At 50.6% G+C, this 25,309-nt stretch carries 25 protein-coding genes, 8 tRNA genes and 1 rRNA gene; 33 read left to right on the top strand and 1 reads right to left on the bottom strand.

The features are described 5' to 3' along the window. The 28 genes from AB4124_RS09210 to trxB all read left to right on the top strand — a co-directional run. Window positions 1–228, top strand: a 23S ribosomal RNA gene (locus AB4124_RS09210); the annotation flags it as partial. An 81-nt stretch (window positions 229–309) separates the two neighbouring features. Beyond that, window positions 310–401 (top strand) — tRNA-Ser (locus tag AB4124_RS09205). 32 nt (window positions 402–433) lie between these two features. Continuing rightward, window positions 434–510 (top strand) — tRNA-Met (locus AB4124_RS09200). Between the two features lie 9 nt (window positions 511–519). Then, window positions 520–595, top strand: a tRNA-Val gene (locus tag AB4124_RS09195). Between the two features lie 26 nt (window positions 596–621). Next, window positions 622–697, top strand: a tRNA-Thr gene (locus tag AB4124_RS09190). A 13-nt stretch (window positions 698–710) separates the two neighbouring features. Then, window positions 711–787, top strand: a tRNA-Asp gene (locus AB4124_RS09185). 93 nt (window positions 788–880) lie between these two features. Then, window positions 881–953 (top strand) — tRNA-Phe (locus AB4124_RS09180). Window positions 954–965: 12 nt separating this feature from the next. Then, window positions 966–1,051 (top strand) — tRNA-Tyr (locus AB4124_RS09175). Window positions 1,052–1,059: 8 nt separating this feature from the next. Beyond that, window positions 1,060–1,132: transfer RNA gene (locus tag AB4124_RS09170), tRNA-Lys, on the top strand. A 151-nt stretch (window positions 1,133–1,283) separates the two neighbouring features. Then, a complete protein-coding gene (locus tag AB4124_RS09165) occupies window positions 1,284–2,498 on the top strand; it encodes a PucR family transcriptional regulator (RefSeq protein WP_441972471.1) in 1,215 nt (404 codons plus the stop codon). A 108-nt stretch (window positions 2,499–2,606) separates the two neighbouring features. Beyond that, the gene (locus tag AB4124_RS09160; RefSeq protein WP_076326126.1) at window positions 2,607–3,731 is read left to right on the top strand and encodes an ABC transporter ATP-binding protein; all 1,125 of its coding nucleotides are present in this window, start codon (window positions 2,607–2,609) and stop codon (window positions 3,729–3,731) included. A gap of 538 nt (window positions 3,732–4,269) precedes the next feature. After that, entirely contained in the window at window positions 4,270–5,208 is a 939-nt protein-coding gene (gene hprK, locus AB4124_RS09155) for an HPr(Ser) kinase/phosphatase (protein WP_076326127.1), read from the top strand. 20 nt (window positions 5,209–5,228) lie between these two features. Continuing rightward, the gene (gene lgt, locus AB4124_RS09150; protein ID WP_441972469.1) at window positions 5,229–6,362 is read left to right on the top strand and encodes a prolipoprotein diacylglyceryl transferase; all 1,134 of its coding nucleotides are present in this window, start codon (window positions 5,229–5,231) and stop codon (window positions 6,360–6,362) included. A gap of 7 nt (window positions 6,363–6,369) precedes the next feature. After that, window positions 6,370–7,020, top strand: a complete 651-nt coding sequence (ppaX, locus tag AB4124_RS09145; RefSeq protein WP_441972467.1) for a pyrophosphatase PpaX — start codon at window positions 6,370–6,372, stop codon at window positions 7,018–7,020. Between the two features lie 13 nt (window positions 7,021–7,033). Next, window positions 7,034–7,540 carry an acyltransferase gene (locus AB4124_RS09140; protein ID WP_076326130.1) on the top strand — a complete coding sequence of 169 codons (507 nt, stop codon included), beginning with the start codon at window positions 7,034–7,036 and terminating at the stop codon, window positions 7,538–7,540. Window positions 7,541–7,720: 180 nt separating this feature from the next. Then, window positions 7,721–8,947, top strand: a complete 1,227-nt coding sequence (locus tag AB4124_RS09135; RefSeq protein WP_339269305.1) for an acyltransferase — start codon at window positions 7,721–7,723, stop codon at window positions 8,945–8,947. Window positions 8,948–9,289: 342 nt separating this feature from the next. Continuing rightward, window positions 9,290–10,483, top strand: coding sequence for an ATP phosphoribosyltransferase regulatory subunit (locus tag AB4124_RS09130; protein WP_441972464.1), 1,194 nt, complete (start codon window positions 9,290–9,292; stop codon window positions 10,481–10,483). 53 nt (window positions 10,484–10,536) lie between these two features. Continuing rightward, on the top strand, window positions 10,537–11,184 hold the full coding sequence (gene hisG / locus AB4124_RS09125) for an ATP phosphoribosyltransferase (protein ID WP_076326133.1): 648 nt from the start codon (window positions 10,537–10,539) through the stop codon (window positions 11,182–11,184). Window positions 11,185–11,307: 123 nt separating this feature from the next. Then, entirely contained in the window at window positions 11,308–12,591 is a 1,284-nt protein-coding gene (gene hisD / locus AB4124_RS09120) for a histidinol dehydrogenase (protein WP_339273345.1), read from the top strand. A 61-nt stretch (window positions 12,592–12,652) separates the two neighbouring features. Beyond that, window positions 12,653–13,258 (top strand): imidazoleglycerol-phosphate dehydratase HisB, encoded by a 606-nt coding sequence (gene hisB, locus AB4124_RS09115; protein WP_076326198.1) that lies wholly within the window; start codon window positions 12,653–12,655, stop codon window positions 13,256–13,258. A 3-nt stretch (window positions 13,259–13,261) separates the two neighbouring features. Next, entirely contained in the window at window positions 13,262–13,870 is a 609-nt protein-coding gene (hisH, locus tag AB4124_RS09110) for an imidazole glycerol phosphate synthase subunit HisH (protein ID WP_441972461.1), read from the top strand. 42 nt (window positions 13,871–13,912) lie between these two features. Beyond that, a complete protein-coding gene (gene hisA, locus AB4124_RS09105; RefSeq protein WP_179090734.1) occupies window positions 13,913–14,644 on the top strand; it encodes a 1-(5-phosphoribosyl)-5-[(5-phosphoribosylamino)methylideneamino]imidazole-4-carboxamide isomerase in 732 nt (243 codons plus the stop codon). Between the two features lie 68 nt (window positions 14,645–14,712). Continuing rightward, complete coding sequence (hisF, locus tag AB4124_RS09100; RefSeq protein ID WP_076326136.1) at window positions 14,713–15,471, top strand: imidazole glycerol phosphate synthase subunit HisF; 759 nt, start codon at window positions 14,713–14,715, stop codon at window positions 15,469–15,471. Beyond that, entirely contained in the window at window positions 15,468–16,169 is a 702-nt protein-coding gene (gene hisIE / locus AB4124_RS09095) for a bifunctional phosphoribosyl-AMP cyclohydrolase/phosphoribosyl-ATP diphosphatase HisIE (protein WP_430109856.1), read from the top strand. Before hisF ends, hisIE begins: the two co-directional genes overlap by 4 nt. Window positions 16,170–16,180: 11 nt before the next feature. Continuing rightward, window positions 16,181–17,020 carry a histidinol-phosphatase HisJ gene (gene hisJ, locus AB4124_RS09090; RefSeq protein ID WP_441972458.1) on the top strand — a complete coding sequence of 280 codons (840 nt, stop codon included), beginning with the start codon at window positions 16,181–16,183 and terminating at the stop codon, window positions 17,018–17,020. Window positions 17,021–17,190: 170 nt separating this feature from the next. Further along, window positions 17,191–18,141 carry a ribose-phosphate diphosphokinase gene (locus AB4124_RS09085; protein WP_076326139.1) on the top strand — a complete coding sequence of 317 codons (951 nt, stop codon included), beginning with the start codon at window positions 17,191–17,193 and terminating at the stop codon, window positions 18,139–18,141. 89 nt (window positions 18,142–18,230) lie between these two features. Further along, window positions 18,231–19,967: a tetratricopeptide repeat protein gene (locus AB4124_RS09080; RefSeq protein ID WP_441972456.1), complete on the top strand. Its 1,737-nt coding sequence runs from the start codon at window positions 18,231–18,233 to the stop codon at window positions 19,965–19,967. 111 nt (window positions 19,968–20,078) lie between these two features. Next, window positions 20,079–21,032 carry a thioredoxin-disulfide reductase gene (trxB, locus tag AB4124_RS09075; protein WP_076326141.1) on the top strand — a complete coding sequence of 318 codons (954 nt, stop codon included), beginning with the start codon at window positions 20,079–20,081 and terminating at the stop codon, window positions 21,030–21,032. 282 nt (window positions 21,033–21,314) lie between these two features. On the opposite strand, the gene AB4124_RS09070 is transcribed toward trxB, so the two are convergent. After that, window positions 21,315–21,767: a GNAT family N-acetyltransferase gene (locus AB4124_RS09070; protein WP_441972453.1), complete on the bottom strand. Its 453-nt coding sequence runs from the start codon at window positions 21,765–21,767 to the stop codon at window positions 21,315–21,317. Between the two features lie 185 nt (window positions 21,768–21,952). Between AB4124_RS09070 and AB4124_RS09065 the strand changes: the two genes are divergently transcribed. From AB4124_RS09065 to AB4124_RS09045, 5 genes are all read left to right on the top strand, one after another. After that, complete coding sequence (locus AB4124_RS09065; RefSeq protein WP_441972452.1) at window positions 21,953–22,771, top strand: methyltransferase domain-containing protein; 819 nt, start codon at window positions 21,953–21,955, stop codon at window positions 22,769–22,771. A gap of 119 nt (window positions 22,772–22,890) precedes the next feature. Then, window positions 22,891–23,229: a DUF2642 domain-containing protein gene (locus tag AB4124_RS09060; protein ID WP_076326144.1), complete on the top strand. Its 339-nt coding sequence runs from the start codon at window positions 22,891–22,893 to the stop codon at window positions 23,227–23,229. A gap of 168 nt (window positions 23,230–23,397) precedes the next feature. Continuing rightward, on the top strand, window positions 23,398–24,174 hold the full coding sequence (locus AB4124_RS09055) for an aminoglycoside 3'-phosphotransferase (protein WP_441972450.1): 777 nt from the start codon (window positions 23,398–23,400) through the stop codon (window positions 24,172–24,174). A 19-nt stretch (window positions 24,175–24,193) separates the two neighbouring features. Next, entirely contained in the window at window positions 24,194–24,688 is a 495-nt protein-coding gene (locus AB4124_RS09050; RefSeq protein WP_430109871.1) for an N-acetyltransferase family protein, read from the top strand. Between the two features lie 43 nt (window positions 24,689–24,731). Further along, window positions 24,732–25,283, top strand: a complete 552-nt coding sequence (locus AB4124_RS09045; protein ID WP_441972448.1) for a GNAT family N-acetyltransferase — start codon at window positions 24,732–24,734, stop codon at window positions 25,281–25,283. Window positions 25,284–25,309 lie beyond the last annotated feature (26 nt).

Below are 25,309 nucleotides of genomic sequence, written 5' to 3'. Positions count from 1 at the left end.
GACCGGGATGGACGTACCGCTGGTGCACCAGTTGTTCCGCCAGGAGCATGGCTGGGTAGCTACGTACGGAAGGGATAAGCGCTGAAAGCATCTAAGCGTGAAGCCCCCCTCAAGATGAGATTTCCCAATTCGTAAGACCCCTTGAAGACTACGAGGTAGATAGGTTGGAGGTGGAAGTGCAGCAATGCATGGAGCTGACCAATACTAATCGGTCGAGGGCTTATCCAAAACATATTTCAATGTGTTGCAAATTCGTTTCGTATCTAGTTTTCAGGGAATCAATCTCTGTAACTGCATACAAGTTATGATGGAGAGATACCCAAGTGGCTATAAGGGGACCCTCTGCTAAGGGGTTAGACTGCGTAAGCGGTGCGAGGGTTCGAATCCCTCTCTCTCCGCCATTTGAATAACTTGAACGCAAATAGGTTTATATGGCGGTGTAGCTCAGCTGGCTAGAGCGTACGGTTCATACCCGTGAGGTCGGGGGTTCGATCCCCTCCGCCGCTACCATACATACCTGGAGGCTTAGCTCAGCTGGGAGAGCATCTGCCTTACAAGCAGAGGGTCGGGGGTTCGAACCCCTCAGCCTCCACCATGTACTTATTTTTATTACCTTACCATGCCGGTGTAGCTCAATTGGTAGAGCAACTGACTTGTAATCAGTAGGTTGGGGGTTCAAGTCCTCTCGCCGGCACCATCTTTAATAATGTGGAACTGTGGTGTAGAGGCCTAACATGCCTGCCTGTCACGCAGGAGATCGCGGGTTCGAATCCCGTCAGTTCCGCCATTATTAATCTTAAGGAATAAAAATGGTCGGTTTTCCACAGATTAAAGTGGGCAGGATTGCATTCCGCACTTTATTTTTATGTCATTTATGTAAGGCTCGGTAGCTCAGTCGGTAGAGCAGAGGACTGAAAATCCTCGTGTCGGCGGTTCGATTCCGTCCCGAGCCACCTTTATATCCTGGAGGATTAGCGAAGTGGCCAAACGCAGCAGACTGTAAATCTGTTCTCGTCCGAGTTCGGTGGTTCGAATCCATCATCCTCCACCAGTAAATAAGAGCCATTAGCTCAGTTGGTAGAGCACCTGACTTTTAATCAGGGTGTCGAAGGTTCGAGTCCTTCATGGCTCATCCGAAGAGTCGTCAACGTTGTTGACGGCTCTTTTTGTGTTGTTTTTAAGCAGTTTTTCTCCAATGTAACTGGACTTAGAGAGAAGGCATTGTCGCTTGCACTGGGTGTTATGCTAAAATAAGAAAAAACGATAAAGTGGTGGAGTCATCAATGGTGGAGATGGAGCACATCGTTCAGAAACTAGAGCAGACCTTGGGTACCTCACTCGGTTTAAAAACATTGAATGCTCAGGAAGCAGCATGGTTAACAAAACTAATAGCGACCTCACCGCCATTCGGTGACCGGATGGGTCATGAGGACAGAGCCCAGGGGGCTAGTAGCCGTGAAGAAAACAGAACCTCACACCAATCACGAAGGGTTCACGGCGCCTATGTGCACAAGGACCTTGGTGAGATTTGGATTCCTGTGAATCAACAGGATCCTAGTCGGGTAATTGTAGCGAATCAGAGTGCTTTGACGGAGTCGGAGATTGGGCTTATAACTCTACTATTGTCGAGCCTTCAGGATACGACACCAGGGGTAGTGTCCAAGAGTGCCGGTAAGGTTGAAGAAGAACGACGCGCCCAACAGTTGGGTGGTTGGTTAAAGGAACGCCTGCAAGCCGGTGAACTGCTTGCTGAATTACCAGAGGAAATGTGGATTCGGACAAGCTTGACGGAGGACATGGTTCCCTTTCTTCTTATTCATGAGAGCGAGCACGCCCCTACTCCAAGTTATAAGGCACTGCATCGGTTATTGCGCAGCTATTTTGGCGGGGACATCATTCTGGTGCCACTGCTTGATAAGGAATGGATTATCTTAGCGAACCAGGAATTGCTGGACGGTATAACGACGGATGATAAAGAGGATGCTTCGGTGGAAGGCGATCAAGATTTACTCTCCTTATTCTGCATGGGGCTCTACGAGCTGATTTCAACGGAATGGGTGGGGGATTTCCATATCTCGGCGATACCGGCAGTTAATGCCCTGCATGCTCTGCCACAGACCGTTAGCATGTTAAGAGAGACCATGACCATCGGCCGTACATTCCAGGTAAAGGAACATATCCATCTGTCGACCGGGCTTCATCTGGAGCGCCTGGTCTATAGCATTCCTGAGTACCAACGCAATCAATTTCTGCGAGAGTACGCCGCCGGACATACCGATTTATTCGAGGATAGTGAGACCTTGTCAACGCTGGAGTCTTTTTTCGAATTGGATTGTAACGTGAGCGAGACGGCCAAGCACCTATATATTCACCGTAACACGCTGCTATACCGCCTGGATAAGATCAAACAGGAGACGGGGCTTGATGTTCGCAGCTTCAGTGATGCGGTTTTAGTGAAAATAACGCTTCTATTGTATAAAGTGACGAAAAGGAAATAGGTTTTTTGTGCAGATTGTGTATAGCAAGTCAGGTGCCTATGGGGTAATATAAGATTATAAATTAATTGTATTCGATTTCATAACATTCATATGAGGGGGCAAATGCACATGGCTGGTGTACGCTTAGAGCATATTTACAAAAAGTATGCAGGTGCGGATAAAGCAACTGTAATTGACGTTAATTTGGATATTAAAGATAAAGAATTCTTGGTACTGGTAGGTCCTTCCGGTTGCGGTAAGTCCACGACACTGCGTATGATCGCAGGTCTTGAGGAAATTTCTGAGGGTAAACTTTACATTGGCGACCGCGTTGTTAACGATGTAGCACCTAAAGATCGTGACATCGCGATGGTATTCCAATCCTACGCCTTGTATCCACATATGAACGTATATCAGAACATGGCATTCGGTTTGAAACTCCGTAAAGTGAAGAAAGACGAAATCGATAAACGTGTACGTGAAGCAGCAAAAATCCTGGATATCGAGCATTTGCTCGAGCGTAAACCAAAGGCTCTGTCCGGTGGTCAGCGTCAGCGTGTTGCCTTGGGTCGTGCGATTGTCCGTGATCCACAAGTCTTCTTGATGGATGAGCCACTTTCCAACTTGGATGCGAAACTCCGCGGTCAGATGCGTGCCGAAATTACAAAGCTGGTTAAGCGCCTTGAAACCACTTGTATCTATGTAACGCATGACCAAACAGAAGCTATGACGATGGGTGACCGTATCGTTGTTATGCAAGACGGCATTATTCAACAAGCGGATTCCCCAGAGCAACTGTACAACAATCCGAACAACCTGTTCGTTGCTGGTTTCATCGGTTCCCCAACCATGAACTTCATCAACGGTAAATTGTCCGAGCAAAACGGTGGCGTATACTTCACTTCCCAGGGCTTGAACGTTCAAGTACCAGGTGGTAAAGCGCAATTGCTCAAAAACAAATCCATGATTGGCAAAGAAGTAATCATGGGTGTTCGTCCGGAAGATATTCATGAAGAGCCAGTCTTCCTGGAAGCTTCCCCGAACACAATCTTCACTGCAAAAGTTGACGTAACCGAGAACCTTGGTCACGAAATGCTCTTGTACCTGAGCGGCTTGGGCACCGATACGGTTATCGGCCGTGTAGACGGACGTTCGACTACTCGCGAAAGCGACAATGTGAAATTGGCACTCGACATGAACAAAGTTCATATCTTTGATAAAGAGTCTGAATTGAACGTATTGCTCGAAGACTAATCTTCAGCAATCGGGATCTCTTGAAAACCGCCCTCTCAAGGGGCGGTTTTTTTAGGAGAAAAATACATAAATCCAGGTAGTATTCACTCCTAGAGAGGGTTTAAGGTGTTTCTCGCAGAAGGTAGTAGATGCATCAAAGGAATAGCAGATATATAAAGCAGTAAACCCAGATGCTGGAGAAGAATGGAGTTAATAATGCCTTTCGTGATAAAACATTAATTTATATTATTCAAGTTATAGTACGTAATCGTAGTGTCGGTTCACCCCAATATAAGCCTAATGTCGCGATTGAATAGCCGGTTAGAATTGCATTCATTGGTTTTTTTCGATAAGATAAGCACAAAGCAAGGCATACATAAGTATGGGACATACGGGATGTTGAAGCATATTTCATGTGAATTGCCAGATCGCTGATAAGGCTTATACAGATTATCTACTTTAGATAATATCGAATATGGAATATATCATCCAATACGGGCCGCGTACATGACGGTTGCGTTGTGATGTCAACATACAATGGAAGAAGAGGGGTAAGACCATGGCCAAGAAAGTGAAGGTATCCGAGCTGGTCCAGCAGTTTCAGCTGGAGGTCATCGCAGGTGAGGAAGGCTTAAAACGTCAGATTACAACGGACGATCTGAATCGCCCGGGATTGGAAATGGCCGGTTATTTTGAATATCATCCGCGGGAACGGGTCCAGCTTCTGGGCCGCACGGAGTTGGCTTTCTTCGGAATGCTGAAGCCGGAAGAGCGTAAAGAGCGGATGCGCAGCCTGTGTACGGAAGAAACACCTTGCATTGTAGTTACTCGTTCCTTGGAAGTGCCGGAGGAACTGGTGGAACTCGGGAACGAAAGAGGTTTGCCTGTACTGCGCAGCAGTATGGCGACAACCATTCTGACAAGCCGATTCACAAGCTTCCTGGAGCGTAAACTTGCACCAACTACAACCATCCACGGGGTATTGTGCGATGTTTATGGCGTGGGGATGCTGATCACAGGTTCAAGCGGTATCGGAAAGAGTGAGACGGCATTGGAGCTCGTCAAACGCGGACACCGATTGATTGCGGATGATGCGGTGGAGATACGTCAGACATCGGATTTTCAGCTTCACGGAACGGCGCCGGAGTTGATTCGCCATCTTCTGGAGATTCGCGGAGTTGGTATTATTAATGTCATGACGTTATTCGGTGCAGGAGCCGTTCGGAACAATAAACGGATTACGCTTGTTGTTCGATTGGAAGCTTGGCAGCAGGATAAACAGTATGATCGTCTGGGATTAGATGAAGAAACAACACGAATTATTGAGACAGACATCCCTCTGGTCACCATTCCGGTTCGTCCAGGACGTAACCTTGCGGTTATTATTGAGGTAGCAGCTATGAACTACAGATTGAAACAAATGGGACTGAATGCTGCGCTGCAGTTTACGAACAAACTGACAGCTACGATCGCTGAAGATATGGACGATTTGGACTAGGACTAGGGAGGTTATAAAAGATGCAAACATTGCTCATCGATCCGGTGGCGTTCTCCATCGGATCGCTGCGTGTTCATTGGTATGGCTTGATTTTGGGGTTGGGAGCTTTAGCCGGGCTGTTACTGGCCATTCGCGAGGGGAAGCGTTTTGGCATTCCGCAGGAATTTTTCATGGATTTGCTCTTGCTTGGTGTTCCTTCCGCAATCATTGGTGCGCGTATTTATTATGTAGCTTTTAAATGGGAAGATTATAAAGACAACTTCCTGGATGTGTTCAAAATATGGAACGGCGGGATTGCCATATTCGGTGCCCTTATTGGTGCCATTATCTGTGCGTTAATCTTTGTTCGCCGGAAAGGCTATTCATTCTGGCGGATTGCCGATATCTGTGCTCCGTCCCTGTTGGCCGGTCAGATCATTGGACGCTGGGGGAACTTCGTTAACCAGGAGGCCTATGGCGGTCCTGTAAGCGAATCCTTTTTACGCGGAAAGCTGCACCTGCCTGATTTCATCGTGAATCAAATGAATGTACAGGGTGTATTCCATCATCCTACCTTCTTATATGAATCGCTATGGAACTTGGTGGGTATTGTCATATTGCTTATCCTCCGCAGACAGAAATTCCTGCGCGCAGGCGAACTCTTCATCGGATATTTCATCTGGTATTCCATCGGCCGATTCTTCATTGAAGCGGTGCGTACGGACAGCTTGGCGTTCCAAGGCGCAACCGGACTTGCCGACTTCATTAACAATACGCTGTGGGCACCGATGACTTGGATGGGCTTTGAACTGGGCCATCTGGATCCGGCTTACGGCAATATTCGGATTTCTCAGCTGCTGTCGGTGTTCTTCGTCATTGCAGGCATCGTATTGATCGTTGTACGCCGCGTAACAGGCCGCGCTAATGTGCGTTATTTGGACCCCATCGTGTCAACGAAGACCGGAGCAGGGCCAACGCCTGAAGCTGACCTTCAGACGGATAAAGCCGTGAAGTCATCTGCGCAGGCACCTGTTAAGCAGGATAAACCGGCAGCAGATCCAGTAGAGAAGGATGATACAAGCTCTCTAATCCAAACCCAGGAGACGGAAGTCAAACCGTCCCGAGTAGAAGATACTCCGGCAATAAAACCAGATACGGAGGACAAAAAGGAGTAGTTGCAGCATGATAGAAACCGTACTGTTTGATTTAGACGGAACCATTATTGATACGAATGAATTGATTATCTCGTCGTTTCTGCATGTCTTCGAGGCTCAAGCACCGGGACCGTTAACCAGGGAGCAGATCATTCCACATATGGGAACCACGCTGGAACAGCAGCTGCAGGCTTTCTCGGGAGGCGTTGAGGATGTTAGTCCGTTTGTCAAAGCCTACCGTTCCTTCAACACGCTTCATCATGATGAGATGGTTAGACCGTTCCCTCATGTAAATGAGGTCGTGGAGCGCCTTCATCGTCACGGGCTTTCGCTTGGGATTGTAACAACTAAGATTCGTCCTTCTACGATGATGACTTTGGAGAAGTACGATCTCGAGCGATTCATGTCGGCGATTGTTACGGTGAACGACGTCGAGCATCCGAAACCGCATCCTGAGCCCGTTCTGATGGCAATTGAGCGGCTGGAAGCCAATCCGGCTACGACATTGATGATCGGGGACAGTCCGGTCGACATTCAGTCCGCCAAGGCGGCGGGGGTGAAGGCCGCAGCTGTAGCTTGGTCCCTGAAGGGTGAGCAGAAGCTGATGGAGTATGGTCCGGATTATGTTTTAAAGGATATGAAAGACCTGTATGAAATCGTAGGACTTCAAGAGGAATAGGAGTTTTGGCAGCATGGCCAGAAAGGTTACCCGTTATCCTGTAGAAGGGCCCAACGCGCTATGGCAAATCTACCGCACCGTGAGCCCGTTCAAGGGCGTCAAGAACTTCATCTTTATCCAGTTGGCCCGCTATTGCCCTATCCTGCCCTTGAAGAACTGGATATACCGCCATATGCTCGGGATGAAGGTGGGAAGACATACCGCGTTTGGATTGATGGTCATGGTGGATGTGTTTTTTCCGGAGAAAATATCTATCGGCGAGAATTCGGTGATCGGCTACAATACAACGATTCTTGCCCATGAGTATCTAATAAAGGAATATCGTCTGGGTGAAGTGCGGATCGGGGAGAACGTGCTCATCGGCGCGAACACCACGATTTTGCCTGGCGTAACGATCGGAGATGGAGCGGTTGTTGCTGCAGGGTCTGTCGTACATAAAGATGTGGCACCGGGTGTTTTTGTAGGCGGCAATCCATTGCGAGAGCTGAAGAGGACATCGACGGAAAGTGAGTCAATTTGAGGTAATGTGACAAGTTAGGTTCTCAAGCTACCTGAATTATTGTAGAATGAGTATAGGATAACATGACACAAAGCGATTCCATAGTCCCCGGGGTATGATGGCCTTGAGGGACTTTTTTGCCCGCCCATCCCTTTTCATTGACTCTATGAAAATACTTGAATCAAGGAGGCGACGCCTGACATGAGTGCAACGCTGAACAAGAAGGAAAGGCTGCCGCAGCTCGATATTTATCGTGCGCTGGCCATCCTGGGCGTGCTTCACGTTCATGCGACTTCATTTGCAACAGTTGATGCGATTGATTCGCGATTCTATTATATTATTAATTTTTTGAATATTTTCTTTAAATACGGTACACCCTCGTTTATATTCCTAAGCAGCTTCGTGCTGTTCTATAACTATGCGGACCGGCCACTGACCAAAGATCTAATCAAAAACTTCTACAAACGGCGGCTCTTGTACATTTTGCTGCCTTATGTGTTGTTCTCGATCATCTATTTCTTTGTGCGGATGTATCAGAACGGGCTGCTCAACAGCTCATTTGATCTATGGGCACAGATGCCGCTTTTCTTTGAACGTTTAATTCGGGGGCAGAACTATACGCACTTATATTTTGTATTTATCAGTTTGCAGTTCTATATCTTGTTCCCGATCTTCCTTAAGCTGTTCAAATCGTCACGGTTTCTCGTACGGTGGGCGGTTCCCATCGGGTTCCTGCTTCAATGGGGCTTTATCATATGGAATAAATACGAGCTGCACTACACGTTTAAAGGAAGCCTGGCCATCTCGTATTTAGCCTATTATATGCTGGGTGCTTATCTGGCGATGAATTACGACAAATTCAAGGGCTGGCTTACGTCATCCTGGAAAAAGCAGACCTCAGGTCAAAGAGCAGGTACGGTCGTGTTATGGGCCGGTTGGCTTGCGATGGCACTGACACATGTGCAGATTTGGTACAATCAGAGATTGCACGGTGCCAAATACGACTCCCTGTTGTACGAGCTGTTATGGAATCTGCACACGGTTTTCTCCGCGATTGTGCTGATGCAGCTGGCCAGCTGGCTGTATAACAGCGGTTGGAAACTCATCGTGAAGGTGCTGACTCGGATTGGCGAGTTATCCTTCGCGATCTATCTGGTGCATCCGCTCTGGCTGTTCCTATACCGGGAGTACGATCTCAAGCTGAATCCGGTAACCGATGATTATCTCATCTGGATTTATGGCGGCATGGTTACTGCGCTGATTGTCAGTGCACTGGTGGTACAAACGGTGTTCCGGTGGATTCCAGGCTCCTGGATGCTGCTTGGCAGCGTTCCGCGATCATTGAAGCCATCATCCAAAGCACCGAAAGCACCAACGCAGAGAAAAGACACCGTTACAGGCGACAGCAAAAAATCGGTGGATCTATAACCATAGCAGGCATACTTTTTTCTTATTTATCATTATGAAGCAAAGCCGTCCGGCAATCGGACGGTTTTTTTGTATTATGCGTGGCTCTGGACATATCAGAGATTCACCCCTAGATAAGCAAGCCACTCCAGCATGTTCTTGTGTTACAATTATACCCAGAAGTTAAGCAGATTCTTTGGCGGCTAAGGCGGATTACAACGGAGAACGATACATAGCAGGACGCATTTATGATGCATTGACGATCAGGCAGGGTTCATGGTAATATAGCCAATATCCTTTAATTTATTAGCAAGGTACCACTTTACCATAGTAAAGACTTTTCTGAATTTGAGGTGGAGCGTCATGTCTAAACCGAAAGGCTTCGAAAAACCGGCAGGTGTTCGTGATTACCTCCCTCATGCGGTCACCAAGCTGCGCCGGATTGAACGTGAAGTGCTGGCATGTATGGACCGCTGGGGATACCGGCAGATTATGACACCAACGATGGAATATTACGATACGGTAGGCGTGGCAAGCTCTACGTCGGACCAAAAACTGTTTAAATTATTGAATAAGCGCGGAACGACGATGGTGCTGCGGTCCGATCTGACTGCTCCCATAGCACGGGTCATGTCGTCGCTGCTGAAGGATGAGCCATTACCGGTGCGTTTGTCTTACCATGCGAATGTGTTTCGCGCAATCGAAGAAGAGGCGGGCCGGGAGGCTGAATTCTTCCAGACGGGTGTAGAGCTTGTAGGCGACGATACGCCGGAGGCTGATGCTGAAGTGATTGCACTGGCCATCGAGTCTCTGAAGGCGGCAGGCGTGGAGAAATTCAAAATCGCGATGGGGCATATGGGTTACCTTAATGGCCTGCTCCAGGAGGTGCTGCCTGAGCGGACGGAGGATCAAGAGAGCCTAAAGCAGGACCTGCTAAACCGCGACTATGTCGGATACCGAAATACCATTGCCAATCTGCGGCTTACGGAGACACAGCAGGATCAGCTGGAAGGAATCCTGAAGCTGCGCGGGGGGCGGGAAATTGCCGGGCAGGCACTTGAGATTAGCAGCAATGATCTCGCAAGAGCTTCTATTGAGCACCTGTGCAGAATATGGGAGGTGCTGGAGGCATACGACGTTTCCAGGCATGTTCTGTTTGATCTGACGATGCTCGGAGACTTCTCCTATTACACGGGCATGACGTTTGAAGGCTATGCTGCTGAGCTAGGTTCACCCGTTGCGAGCGGCGGTCGTTATGACAAGCTGCTGCAGCAGTTTGGCCGTGCCGTTCCGGCAACCGGCTTTGCGCTTAAGACCAATCGCATATTGGATGGGGTGCAGGGAGAAGAGATTACGGAGGAGCTGCCCGTTCTGATCCGTTACACGGCTTCCTATCGCAAAGAAGGTTTGGCGAAAGCGTCAGAATTGCGGGCACAGGGTCATACCGTCATCACCTCGATTATGCCGGACTCGGCGAATGTCCGAGATGAGGGGGTACCCGTTGTATCCGGCAGTTTGCTTAATAGAGGCTATCGGGAGATCATTACCCTTCGATAGAACGCTGATATATCACTCTATTTTATATAGGTTAAGGTCAGGAGGAGTTGAACGTGGCGGAAACGTTGAAAGTAGCGATGCCCAAAGGGCGTATATATAAAAAAGCATCCGCGCTGTTTCGTTCAGCCGGACTTCCGATTCCCCTCGATGTGGATGAGACGCGCAAGCTGGTCATTCCCTTGCCGGAGGCAGGAATGGAATTTATTCTGGCGAAGCCGGTGGATGTGCCGACTTATGTGGAATACGGTGTCGCGGATATCGGAATCGTTGGCAAAGATGTGCTGATGGAAGAGAACAAAGACGTCTATGAGCTGCTCGATCTCGGTATCGCAAGGTGCCGGATGTCGGTTATCGGCTTACCGGACTGGAAGCCGGGCATACGTCAGCGGGTTGCCACTAAATATCCGAATGTAGCTTCGCAGTATTTCCGTGAACAAGGCCAGCAGGTTGAAGTTGTTAAGCTGAACGGTTCCATCGAGCTTGCACCGCTTATCGGCTTAGCCGACCGGATCGTGGATATGGTGGAAACGGGCCAAACGCTCAAGGAGAACGGACTTATAGAGATGACCAGCATTTTTGAAATTACAAGTCGTCTGATTGCCAATCGCGTCAGCTATCGGATGAAGAATGATGAAATTCAGGCATTGTGTGATCGGCTGCAAATGGTCATTATGTCTGAGGGAGCGAATATACAGCGCTAAGAAACGAAGTATAAACAAAGATGAGCATGGATAGATCGGACATATAGATTGTCGATTCGTAAGAAACGCTATGCATGTATGAGGTCAAATGTGATGCAAGCAGCGGGATTGGGGGAGATGAAGGTGAAGGTTGTATCAGCACGGGACTTTCAGCTGAAACGGGAAAATGATTATGGCACACCAGAGCAGAATGAAGTCGTGAAGGCGATTGTGCGGGATATTCGGTCTGAAGGAGATGTTGCCTTATTGCGGCATACCGAGCAATTGGACCGCGTCCGTCTTAAGGCAGATCAGCTTCGCGTAACGGATGAAGAGCTCCAGGAGGCTTATCATCATGTGGAGTCTTCGTTCGTGAAGGCGATTCAGGCTGCGGCGAATAATATTCGCGCTTTCCATGTGAAGCAGAAGCGTAATTCCTGGATGGATCTTCAAGCCGACGGCAGCATCTTGGGACAGATCATTCGTCCGTTGAAGCGCGTGGGTGTATATGTGCCCGGCGGGAAGGCAGCCTATCCTTCGTCCGTGCTGATGAACGTCATCCCGGCGCAGGTGGCAGGCGTGCCCGAGATTGTCATGGTCACCCCCCCGGCTACCGGCGGGAAGGATGGGATTAATCCCTATATCTTGGTCGCCGCAGCCGAGGCCGGCGTTACGGAGATCTACCGCGTAGGAGGAGCTCAGGCGATTGCGGCGTTGGCCTACGGTACGGAGAGCATCTCCCCCGTTGATAAAATCTGCGGTCCTGGCAATATTTACGTTGCGCTGGCCAAGCGAGAAGTGTACGGAGCGGTCAATATTGACAGCCTGGCCGGTCCGAGCGAGATTGCGGTATTGGCCGATGACAGCGCAGATGCTTCGTATATTGCGGCGGATTTGCTCTCCCAAGCAGAGCATGACGAGATGGCATCCGCCATTCTCGTGACGCCTTCACGCAAGCTGGGCGAGGCCGTTGCCACTGAAGTGCAGCGGCAGCTTGAACTTCTGCCGCGGCGTGACATCGCCCGCGCCTCCGTGGACACTTACGGCGCGGTGATCATCACGGAATCCCTTAGAGAAGGGATTGAAGTTATTAACCGTTTGGCGCCGGAGCATCTGGAAATCGTGACGGAGGAGCCGATGGCGATTGTGGGCCAGATCGAGAACGCGGGTGCGATCTTCCTCGGGCCATATAGCTCAGAGCCGGTAGGTGATTATTTTGCAGGACCGAATCATATCATCCCGACGAATGGGACGGCTCGGTTCGCATCGCCGGTTGATCTGGACGATTTCATTAAGAAATCAAGCTTGATCTACTACAGCAAGGAAGCCCTGCTGCGCGATGGCGAGCAGATTATGGAGCTGGCTCGGCGCGAAGGGCTTGAAGGCCATGCCCGGGCGATCGAGATTCGGCTTGAACAGGAGCGTTAAGCATCAAAGAGGAACATGAATGATTCGTTCATACTATATACGTTTAGAGGAGGCAATCAACGTGAGCAGTTTGGATGCAGCAGCAAGATCAGCCGGCGTGAGCCGTAAAACCAATGAGACCGATATTGCCCTGGATTTCAATGTCGATGGAACCGGCATCTCGGAATTGGAAACCGATGTGCCGTTTCTGAATCATATGCTTGATTTGTTTACGAAGCATGGGCAATTTGATCTTCGCGTCAAGGCGAAGGGAGATATCGAGATCGATGACCACCACACGGTGGAGGATATCGGGATTTGCCTGGGGCAGACGTTCCGCGAGGCGCTGGGCGATAAAAAAGGGATTAAGCGGTACGCCAGCGTGTTTGTACCGATGGATGAGGCGCTTGCTCAAGTCGTTGTGGATATCAGCAACCGTCCGCATTTTGAGTATCGGGCCGAGTACCCTTCGCAGCAGGTAGGCTCTTTTGATACTGAGCTTGTCCATGAATTTCTGTGGAAGTTGGCGCTGGAGGCGCGGATCACGCTGCATGTCATCGTTCATTACGGACACAATACCCACCATATGGTTGAAGCGGTATTTAAGGCTCTCGGCCGTGCATTGGATGAGGCGACTACCGTGGATCCGCGGGTGACCGGCGTGCCATCCACGAAGGGAGTGCTCTAATCGATGGCGATTGCAATCGTGGATTACGGCATGGGCAATCTGCACAGCGTCAGCAAAGCAGTGGAGCGGCTTGGATATAAGCCGCTCGTTACCGGGGAGCGAGAGGAGATTCTGGCGGCGGATGGCATCATTCTGCCTGGGGTCGGCGCGTTCGGCGATGCTATGGAGCAGCTGTGCGAAACCTCGCTGGACTCGGTCATGAAGGAAGCAGCGGAATCGGGGAAGCCGCTGCTGGGGATTTGCCTCGGCATGCAGCTCCTGTTCAGCCGGAGCGAGGAGCATGGCAAGTTTGAAGGGCTGGATATTTTGCCCGGATCGGTTGTACGGTTTACGGGTGGTGACTACAAGGTGCCGCATATGGGCTGGAATTCATTGCAGTTCGAGAAGCGGGAGCATCCGCTGTTTGCGGGACTTGAGGAAGGTCATGTGTATTTTGTCCACTCGTATCATGTTCTTCCTGAGGTTCAGGCTGACTTGCTGGCGGTTACCGATTACGGTCAGCCAGTGACAGCCATCGTGGGCCGCGATTCGGTGTATGGCATGCAGTTTCATCCCGAGAAGAGCGGGGAGCTTGGGATGAGCCTGCTTCGCAATTTCTTGGCTTTAACGTAATGTAAGGTGATCAAATAGACCAGAAGGAAAGTGGGAATGGGGATGTCCTCTTTTATCATATATCCGGCAATCGATATTCGCGGCGGCAAATGCGTCAGGCTCGTGCAAGGCGATTATAATCAAGAAACGGTATACAATGACAATCCGCTCGAGGTAGCTAAATCGTGGGAAGAGCAGGGCGGTACCTTTATTCATCTCGTGGATTTGGACGGCGCGAAGGCTGGCCATCCGGTGAATGACGATATCATCGGGAAGATCGCAGCAAGCGTCCAGGTTCCGGTTCAGGTAGGCGGCGGCCTGCGCACGCTGGCGGATGTGGAGCGGCTGTTGTCGCTTGGGGTCAGCCGGGTTATCATCGGTACAGCGGCGATTGAAGATCGTGTCTTTACGGAAGAGGTGCTGGGCAAGTACGGGGATAAGGTGGCCATCGGGATCGACGCGCGCAACGGATACGTCGCAACTAGGGGCTGGCTGGAAACGTCGGAGGTTCAAGCCGAGGTGTTGGCTAAGGAGCTGGCAGCCAAAGGAGCGGAAACCTTCATCTTTACCGATATTTCCCGGGACGGGATGATGCAGGGGCCTAATGTGGAGGCAATTGTCTCGCTTGCGAAAGCCAGCGGCCGCTCGGTCATCGCTTCGGGCGGCGTGACGAAGCTGGACGATTTGCTGGCGCTCAGCGCGCATAGCGGCGAAGGAGTAGGCGGAGCGATCGTAGGCAAGGCGCTGTATACAGGCAATATTGACCTGAACGAGGCAATTACGAGAATCAAATAGGTCTGGACTTAGGGTCCGTTCAAATAAGCGGTTGATCGATATAGTTCATAGGGGAAGAGGGGAAAGGCATGCTGGCAAAACGGATCATACCTTGCCTGGACGTGAAGGACGGCCGGGTGGTGAAGGGTGTAAATTTTGTGAATCTCCGCGATGCGGGCGATCCCGTGGAATTGGCGGCGCTCTATGACCGGGAAGGCGCAGACGAGTTAGTCTTTCTGGATATTTCGGCATCGGTCGAAGGCCGGGCGACGATGGAGGAAGTCGTGCGGAAAACGGCAGGGGAAATTGCCATCCCTTTTACCGTGGGTGGAGGCATTTCGTCCGTTGAGGACATGAAGCGGATTCTGCGGGCAGGCGCGGATAAGATCGGGATGAATACGGCAGCGGTCAAGCAGCCGGAGCTGATCTCAGCCGGGGCACGCAAATTCGGCTCCCAATGCATCGTTGTGGCCATCGATGCCAAGTACAACGAAGCGTGGGGGGAATGGGAAGTATACACGCACGGCGGACGTACGCCTTCCGGCATCAAAGCGCTGGATTGGGTGAAGCAGGCGGAAAGCCTGGGTGCAGGCGAGATTCTGTTGACCAGCATGGATGCGGACGGAACGAAGGATGGGTTCGATCTATCACTTACCTCTGCCGTATCTTCAATGGTACAGATCCCGGTCATCGCGTCCGGCGGTGCTGGCAAAGAGGATCACTTCTATGACGTGTTTACCACAGGCAAGGCGGATGCGGGTCTTGCCGCAACGATTTTCCATTATAAAGAGATCTCGATTCCTCATCTGAAGTTGCATCTTAGTCAAAAAGGAGTGGATATACGATGAGCGAAGATATGTTGAAGGATTTATCCCTGGAGCAGGTCAGCGAGCATATCCGTTGGGATGCCTCGGGCCTGGTGCCGGCGATTGTACAGGATGCACAGAGCAAGCAGGTGCTGATGATGGCTTATATGAATCGGGAGTCTCTTCGCTTGACGCTGGAAAGCGGCGAAACTTGGTTCTGGAGCCGTTCGCGCGAGGAGCTGTGGCATAAGGGGGCAACTTCCGGGAACGTCCAGACGGTCGTATCCATGACGTACGACTGTGATGGAGACACCCTCTTGCTGCTGGTGGATCCGAAGGGACCTGCTTGTCATACCGGACAAACAACCTGCTTCTACAATGAGATTACCGTTCAGGGGCAGAAGAGCGGGACTGCGAATAATCCTGCAGCTGCAGAGAGCGGGCGGTTTGCGGTTCTTGCCGAGTTGGAAGAAGTCATTGCCCAGCGTGAAGTGGAGCGGCCTGAAGGGGCTTATACGACTTACCTCTTTGATAAAGGGGTAGACAAAATTCTGAAGAAGGTGGGCGAAGAAGCTTCGGAAACGATCATCGCCGCCAAAAATAAAGACAACGCCGAGCTTAAGCTTGAAATCAGCGATCTGATCTATCACCTACTGGTACTTCTCCAGGAGCGCAAGCTCCCACTGGATGAGATCATGGATGAGCTGAGTCGCCGCCACGAACGGCCACGCCGCGATTAGGAGGTCTACCGATGCATATTGATTACCATACCCACCATGCCCGGTGCGGACATGCCGAGGGGCAGCTGGAGGAGTATGTACGGCGCGCCATTGAACTCGGGATGGATCAATTGGGCTTGTCGGATCATATGCCTTTGATTCACGTCAACCCGGAAACGTATTATCCGGAAATGGCCATGCCGATGGACGAGCTGCCGCGTTACGTGGAAGAGTGCCTGCAGCTGAAGGAACGCTACAAAGGACAGATTGACATTCGAATCGGTCTCGAAGGCGATTATATCGAGGGATACGAAGAACAGATTGAGCGGATTGTGAAGGACTATCCGTGGGATTATGTTATCGGCTCCGTACACTTTCTGGGAGAGTGGGATATTACGGATTACCGTCAGACCCAAGGCTGGGAGGACAAGGATCCGCTTGAGGTTTATCAACAATATTATGATGCAGTGCAGAAAGCCGCCGCGACCGGCTTCTATGATATCATGGGCCATCTGGACGTGATCAAGCGGTTCGGTTATGGACCAGGCCCCGAACAGAAGCCGGACGTGATCGCTCTGGAACAAGCCGCGCTTGCGGCTGTGGCCCAAAGCGGGAAAGCCATGGAGCTGAATGCCTCCGGTTTATCGAAGGCCTGTGAGGAAATGTTTCCGAGCCGCCGCATGCTGGAGGAAGCGATTAAGCTTGGCATTCCGTTGACTTTAGGGTCGGATGCCCATCAGCCGATGAAGCTGGGCGAGCATCTGGACCAGGCCAGAACACTGCTATCGGAGCTTGGCGTTCGGGAGATCGCGACCTTCCGTAACCGGAAGCGGGAGATGGTGCTTTTGAATGTTGAGGGAAACAATGTATAATAAAGATAAGCACTAATTGCAAACAGGTTTATTGCAGACGGCTGTTTTCTACTTCTAGAGACCCTTCTTCGAAGAGGTTGATGGAGGCGGGAACGGCCTGATTTGACGATAACGCTTTCAACGAGATCGTTGCATCAGCCATTATCAACCACTCTCGTCAGGAGGTCCTCATGTATCGTTCATTACGATTGTTCGCCGGAACTTCCAATCCGGCGCTTGCTGCAAATATCAGTAAGCAGTTGGGAGTTGAACCGGGAAAGATCAAGATTTCCCGCTTTCAGAGTGGCGAAGTTTATGTGCACTTTGAAGAGAGCATCCGCAATTGCGATGTTTTTCTGCTGCAGTCCTTTTCTCACCCTATCAATGAAATGTTCGTAGAGCTGCTGGTGATGATTGATGCCGCGAAGCGTGCTTCCGCCAGAACGATTAATATCATTGTGCCTTATTACGGTTATGCCAGACAGGAACGAAAGGCAGCACCGCGTGAGCCGATTTCGGCCAAGATGGTAGCTGATGTGCTGACCACAGCCGGGGCCAACCGCGTGATTACGATTGATCTGCATGCCCCTGCTATTCAGGGTTTCTTCAATATACCGGTGGATCATCTGACTGCGCTCGATCTGATTACGGAATATCTGAAGACCAAGAAAATCGAGAACCCGGTCATCGTATCCCCCGATGCCGGGCGGGCGAAGACAGCCGAGAAACTTGCGAGTCGGTTGGGATCGCCGTTTGCCATGATGATCAAGCAGCGTCCTGCCCATAACGAAGCCGTTATCACCCATGTCATTGGGGACGTGGCGGGGCGTACGCCGATTATTATCGAGGACTTGATTGATACGGGAACCACCATCGTGCAAGTGGTCGAAGGTCTGAAGGAACGGGGAGCTAATGATGCCATTGTTTGTGCAACCCATGGGCTCTTCTCCGGTGAAGCACTAAGCCGTCTGGACCATGCTCATATCGAGGAAATCGTGGTCACAGACTCCATCGTGCTCCCGGATCATCACTGCAAGATGCGGCTTAAGGTGTTGTCTGTTGCGCCCATGTTGGCCCAGGCAACCCACATTATTACCGAGGGCGGCTCGATCGCCACTTTATTCAAAGACGCCGGTGTGTAAACTGGTGTCTTTTTTCTGCAAATGACGTTGAAACTTGTGTTATACTGTTGTGGATAGAGGAGCAAGTTAAAGGAGGTGCCTTGCTTTTCGTGAATGGTTATCCATATGGGTCAAGTGACCCCCACAATGTTATATCTATCGAGATGAATGCCAATTTCTTCTTCGATCGCGCGGTTCGTTCGCTTGATCGTTTCCAATATGACAGGGCTCTGAAATATTTTCGCAAAGCTGTTGAATATGAACCGGATAATCCGGTGAATCATTGCAATATGGCGGGTATATTATCAGAGACGGGAGATTATAAAGCTTCCAACGATGTGTTGGCTCACATTTTGGAGCAAGTTGACCCGTTGATGACGGAGTGCTACTTCTACATGGCGAACAATTACGCCAATATGGAACAGTTCGAGCAGGCGGAGGAAGCGCTTGTTACTTATTTGGAGGAAGACCCCAGCGGTCAGTTTCTGGATGAGGCCGAGGAGATGATGGAGCTGCTTCATTATGAGCTGAATCGTCCTGCCAAGCTGAACCGGATCAAGAGTCGTGAAGGCGTGGTCGAGCATGAGCATGCCCGGGCACTGCTTGAAGAAGGGAAATTCGCACAAGCGGTCAAGCTGTTGGAGGAAATCGTCAAGGATTATCCGGATTTTCTGGCTGCGCGCAACAATCTGGCTTTGGCCTATTATTATATGGGGCGCTTTGATACTGCGAAGCGTACCATTGGCGAGGTGTTGGATCAGGAACCAGGCAATCTGCACGGTTTATGCAATCTGGCCATCTTCTTTCAGCATGAAGGAAATCAGGAGCAGCGTGACCGATTGATGGACATGCTAACGGTGACGGTTCCTTTTCATCAGGAGCATGTGTTTAAGCTGGCGACAACGATGGGAATACTGGGGCAGCACGAAATTGCCTACGGTCATTTTCGCAGGTTGTTGAAGGAAGAGGAGTTTAGCGGAGATCCTAGTCTGTATCATTATACGGCCGTCGCGGCATGCAACAGCGGTTATTATGACAGGGCCGAGAAATATTGGCGGCAAGCATTGAAGCTGGACGGAGATTCGGTGATTCCGAATTTCTATCTGGCGCAGCTGCAGAAGCGTAAAGAGACCGGTACGGACCAGATGAAGGTGAGTTACCACTATCACCTTCCGTTTGAAGAGCAGTTCAAACGCTGGGAGCATGACGGCGACAAATTGACGGAGGAAGCGAAACAGAATCCGCTGATTCGTTCTTCGTTCTTCTGGGCGCTCCGGCATGGCGATCCCCATACCAAGCTGCAGGTGATCCGGACGCTGGAATTGATTGCCGATGAAGAGGTGCAGCATGCGTTGCAATCGTTCCTACAGGAACCGGGAGAGGATGCGGAGCTGAAAGATGCCGCCCGCCTGGTACTCCAGCAGATGGAGGCCGCAAGCAATCGGCTGAAGGAACGCCGCGACGATCGCGATCTATCCAGTAGCAAGACCCGTGAGGTGCTGCCGGATTGGCTGCCTTCCTGGAAGGCGGTGCTGGAGAAGGCAGAGCAGACCATGGACATGCGGGTAGACCCTTTTTGGAAAAAAGAGATGGAGAATCTCTGGTCCGAGTTCCTGAGCCGGCTGTACCCTGATATTCCGAACATTCGGAATGTGGAGGGCTGGGCAGCGGCATTGGAATATCTGACGGCCAAGAAGCGTGGACGAACCCTAACCTATGAACAGGTGGCTGTCCGTTACGGTATTTCGCCATCAACGGTGAGTCGTTACGCACGTCAAATGGATAGCGTATGTGAAACGAAAGCACAGTCGGATGATAATTTCCGGCCATTTACGGAAAACATTTAAGTAAGAACCCATATTCGGATACTTAGGAGACCTTGGTACATGAAGATTCCATAAGTCCTGAATAGGATGTAACACGTAACAGAAATCGACACCTTAAAGGAGGCCGTATCTATGTACAAATCAATCGTAATCGGAACAGGACCTGCCGGATTGACGGCAGCCATCTACTTGGCACGCGCGAACTTGAAGCCGCTCGTTATCGAGGGAATGCAGCCGGGCGGTCAGCTTACGACAACGACGGAGGTTGAGAACTTCCCTGGATTTCCGCAAGGAATCATGGGTCCCGAGCTGATGGATAATATGCGTCAACAAGCGGAGCGCTTCGGTGCAGAGTTCAAGAGTGCCTGGGTCGAGTCCGTTGATTTCTCCGAGCGTCCGTTCAAGGTGAATGTCGAGGGCATGGGCGAGCTTCTGGCTGAGTCCGTTATTATATCGACGGGAGCTTCCGCGAAGTATCTCGGAATTCCGGGAGAGCAGGAGAACGTTGGTCGCGGCGTAAGTACATGCGCCACATGCGACGGGTTCTTCTTCCGCGGGAAAAAGATCATTGTCATCGGCGGCGGCGACTCCGCGATGGAGGAAGCCAGCTTTTTGACGCGTTTTGCTTCCAGCGTAACGGTAGTGAACCGCCGGACCGAGCTGCGTGCATCCAAGATCATGCAGGATCGTGCACGTGAGAATGAGAAGATCCAGTGGGCTCTGGACCGTACGCCGGTTGAGGTGGTTACCAGCGAAACCGGTGTTAAAGGCCTGAAGGTCCGCAACAACGAGACCGGAGAAGACGAACTGATTGAAGCGGAAGGCGTATTCGTGGCTATCGGCCATACACCGAATACAGGCTTCCTTGGCAATCAGATTACGACTGATCCGACTGGTTACATCCTGGTTAAACCGGGTACAACGGAGACGAACATTCCGGGCGTATTCGCTTGCGGCGATGTCCAGGATACCCGTTACCGCCAAGCTATTACGGCTGCAGGCACAGGCTGCATGGCCGCTATGGACTGCGAGAAATATCTCGAGGGCCATATGGTGCATGACTGGAGCGAAACGCTGAATAAATAATCCCTGACTTTTAGGGGATGATATGTGAAATAGAGAAAGCCTCTGAGCTATACAGCTGACGGTTTTGGCGAGACTATCTCGTAAAAACCTGTGCTTGTGTAGCCCGGGGCTTTTTTTGCTGAGGTTACAGGCTCAATGTCTTGTTGGCATTATTCACATCATTCTCTAGCAGCTGCTTCAAATTGTAAGACGGATACAGACCGCGTACATACATGAAATAGAAGATCTCCCCATGCAGCTCTCAACGGATGGAGGAAGGGTGCATCTGTCCAGCCCCGAGCCCTACAAATCTTGCGCCAACCGCACCATGTCGCGCAGTCGCATGCCGTTCTCATAGATTTCCTCATCATAATGGCGGACAAAAAAGTCCCGATCGATGCTTGTCATCCGAAAGCCGCATTTCTGATACAGGGCCAGCTGCGCCACGCCAGTGCTTCCTGTGCCCACTTCAATTGTTGCATATCCGAGTTCCCGTGCCTGCCCGATGGCATGATTCACAAGCTGTTTGCCATAGCCCTGGCCGTGCAGATTCTCGCTTACGGCAACGTTAACCAGCTCGATCGTATCGGGCCTTGTAGGCAGCAGGACGTAGACCCCGATCTGATGCGAGTCCTCTTCAGCCACATAGCAATGCCCGCGATTTACATAGTCCTCTACGAGCCTTAACGATGGATCTGCAAGCAGCAGCAGGTCTATAGGGGGTTTTTCATGAGTATTCAGCTTTCTAATGTTCACAAGCGTTCTCCTTATTAACATCTATAGTGATTTTAAAACAGGTTTATTGTAACATGCCTGGGCACGGAATTCCTGGATTTGGATGATTTCAACTGACGGTTGAATTCTTCCGGGATTCAAAAACCAGGTTATTGTATGCCTTACGTAACGCCCCTACAATGAGGTTAAATAGGAGAGTGATCCATATGAGAGACATGTTAGCCAAAAATATTAATCGTTACCGCAAGGAACGGGGGCTCACCCAGGAGGGATTGGCTCACCAGCTGGGCGTTACGTTCCAGGCGGTATCCAAATGGGAAACGGGACAGACCATGCCCGATATTGCGCTGCTTCCGGAGCTGTCCCGGCTGCTGGACGTCAGCATCGATAAGTTGTTTGGTTATTCTGGGGCGGGCAAGCCGATCAGCATATATGAAGAGGAGTACAAAACACCGGAGTACTATTGGGGCACAGAGCCGAACGCGGCCTGTTACCAGGTGCTTGAAATGATCCCGCCCACAAGAAGGGTAAAGCTGCTGGATATCGGGTGCGGGGAAGGGAAGGATGCCGTGTTTTTTGCCCGTAACGGCTATGAGGTCACGGCATTCGACATATCGGATGCGGGGATCGAGAAAACGAAGCGATTGGCTGATAACATCGGGGTACACGTGAACGTATTCAAGGCGGATATTTCGGACTACCGTCTGGACTCGGAGTTTGACGTGTTGTATTCCAGCGGCGTTCTGCATTATATCAGACCCGAGTATCGTGAAGAAATCTTTACTAATTATAAAAAATTCACGTCGGCAGAGGGATTTCATTGCCTTAATGTGTTCGTACAAAAGCCGTTCATAACGCCTCCTCCCGAGGATGAGCCGTACGCTTACGACTGGAAATCCGGGGAGCTTATGATGCATTATCACGATTGGTTGATTCACAGCTGCCCGGAGGTTATTTTTGATTGCAATTCGTCAGGTATACCGCACCGACATGCGATGAGTAAGTTGATGGCACAGAAGGCGTAATGGAAGGCGAGTTAGGCTGCTTTCTAACATTTTCGTACAAATATGAGTATGGTTAACATAGCGGCCCCTTCCCAAACATACATAAGGGTGTAGATTAATATTGGCATGGGAGGTCTTTCATGAACAACCATAACCATTTTGGTTATCCAGCGCCGCCTGCGGGTTATGCACCGGGTTACTATGCTTATCCCCCGCCCCAACCGATACCACTGTATTACGCGCCTCGTACCCCGGCAATTCCGCAGCCAGCCCATTACGCAACGTTGGTTGAACCGGTATTTATTGAACATCTGCTCCGGCATAAAGGAGCCAAGGTAGTCATCGTGACTACCGCGGGGAAAGTCGATGGGATCTTGTCCGCAGTTGCGGTGGACCATCTCCAATTGACGGTTGGGGATAATAAGGCACTGCACATTCGTCTGGCCGAGGTGGTGTACTTCGAGGGAGTTCCGTTCTGATAAATAGTGAGCAAAAATAGTTTAAATAAAAAATTACCGGCTGGAAGGGAAGGATTAGGCCAGCAAATCGCCAATTCATACAGTACAGATCCGAAGGCGTTCCGATGGGGACGTCTTTATTCTATTGAACTGAGGCCGACCGATTGGACGGGGCGGTATGGAGGAACGATGAAAAAAGTAAGCATTCCATTCGACATAAAAACGCTGCCTGTTAGCTTGCAGCCCTATATCCAGACAGCTGCCGTCTATGACAGCAGCTCCTCGGAACAGGCCAAAACCCTGTACATCGAGGGAGCGAACCAACCGATGTTTTTGAAGATAACGAAACGAGATGAACTTAAGAGAGAAGGGTTGATGTCGGATTATTTACACGGAAAGGGCCTGGCTCCCGAGGTGCTGGCCTATGAGCAACATGGCGATAACGATTACCTGCTGACCGTCGCACTGCAAGGGGATGATGGGGTGTCCGGGGGACATCTGGAAGATCCGAAGAGACTGGCTGCCGTGTTCGGGGACAGTTTGCGTTATCTCCATTCTATATCTGCTGCCGACTGTCCTTTTCCGAATCGAACGGCTGAACTTATCCAGGAGTATCGGGAAAGTTTCATGAACAAAACGGGAGATACCAAAGGGTTTCCGGGCGGAAGAGAACAGGCTCTATTAAGCCTGGAGAAGCTGCAGGGAACGGAGGACCATGATGTGCTGCTTCACGGCGATTATTGTCTGCCGAATCTGATTATGAGGAATTTCCAGCTTGAAGGTTTTATCGATCTGGGTTATGGCGGGATCGGAGACCTTCATTACGACCTCTATTGGGGAATTTGGACGCTTCGATATAACCTGGGAAGCGATGACTACCAGGATATTTTTCTCGACCATTACGGCCGGAACGATTTTGATCCGGAGAGATTGGCGTTATGGACCGCATTGACGGATAGTATCTAGGGTGGGAAGGAAGATGCACATGAATTCATACCATATTCGAGTCGCTGGCCGGGAGGATGAATCCTTTTTGCGGGAGATGCTGTATGAGTCTCTGTATGTGCCCGAGGGAGAGGAGCCTTTTGGCCGAGACATACTCGAAGAGCCGTTCATGAAAAAATACGTGGACGACTGGGGGCGAGCGGGCGATCTGGGCTATATTGCCGTGAATGCCACAGGGAAGCCGATAGGCTCGATTACGATCCGTCATTTTGATGAAGAGAACAAAGGGTTCGGTTATGTGAGTGATGACATCCCGGAGCTTGGCATGGCGCTGCTGCCGGAATCCCGCGGGCAGGGGCTTGGAACGGCCCTGATGAAGGAATTGTTCAGAGGAATGAAGGAGCAGGGGATTCAGAAGGTATCGTTAAGCGTCGCTCCCGAGAACACGGCCGCTATGAAATTATATGAGCGTTTCGGATTTCAGGAGGTAGGCGTAAGCGGAACATCTATCACGATGGTTGCGGATGTCATCTGAAACACGAGAATTGGGGATTTAATAATGAAGATGGGGGATCACGATGCTGGTGTACGAGGATGGACCGATTACGGTTCGCGAGCTGGAGGAGAAAGATGAATTATCTTTAGTTTCTTGGTTGTCGAATCCGGATGTGCTGCAGTATTACGAGGGACGGGATAATCCTCATGACGTGGAGCGGGTGCGGGAGCATTTCTATGTGGATGATGATGAGACCCGCTGTATTATCGAGTATGAGGGGAAACCGATCGGATATATCCAGTTTTATCTTCTGGATGAGGAGACGTTAGGCGAGTATCGGTATAACGGGAGTGATGCAGACTGCAGAACATTTGCCACGGATCAATTCATCGGGGAGCCGGATTATTGGAATCGAGGCATCGGTACGAAGCTCGTGACTTCCATGGTGGAGTATCTCGTGTTTCAAAGGCAGGCCGACCGGATCGTAATGGACCCGCAGGCTTGGAATGAACGGGCGATTGCTTGTTACGAGAAGTGCGGCTTCAGGAAGATTAGGCTGCTGGAGAAGCATGAACAGCATGAAGGAGAACTGCGGGACTGCTGGATTATTGAGTATCGGGCTGAGCGTAATTAAATATATTTGGATATAGAGGGATGGGC

The organism is Paenibacillus sp. 2KB_20, assembly GCF_052115765.1.
GTDB lineage: Bacteria > Bacillota > Bacilli > Paenibacillales > Paenibacillaceae > Paenibacillus_AQ.
The sequence above is the reverse complement of the archived record's forward strand: the minus strand, read 5'-3'. Positions and strand labels throughout refer to the sequence as shown.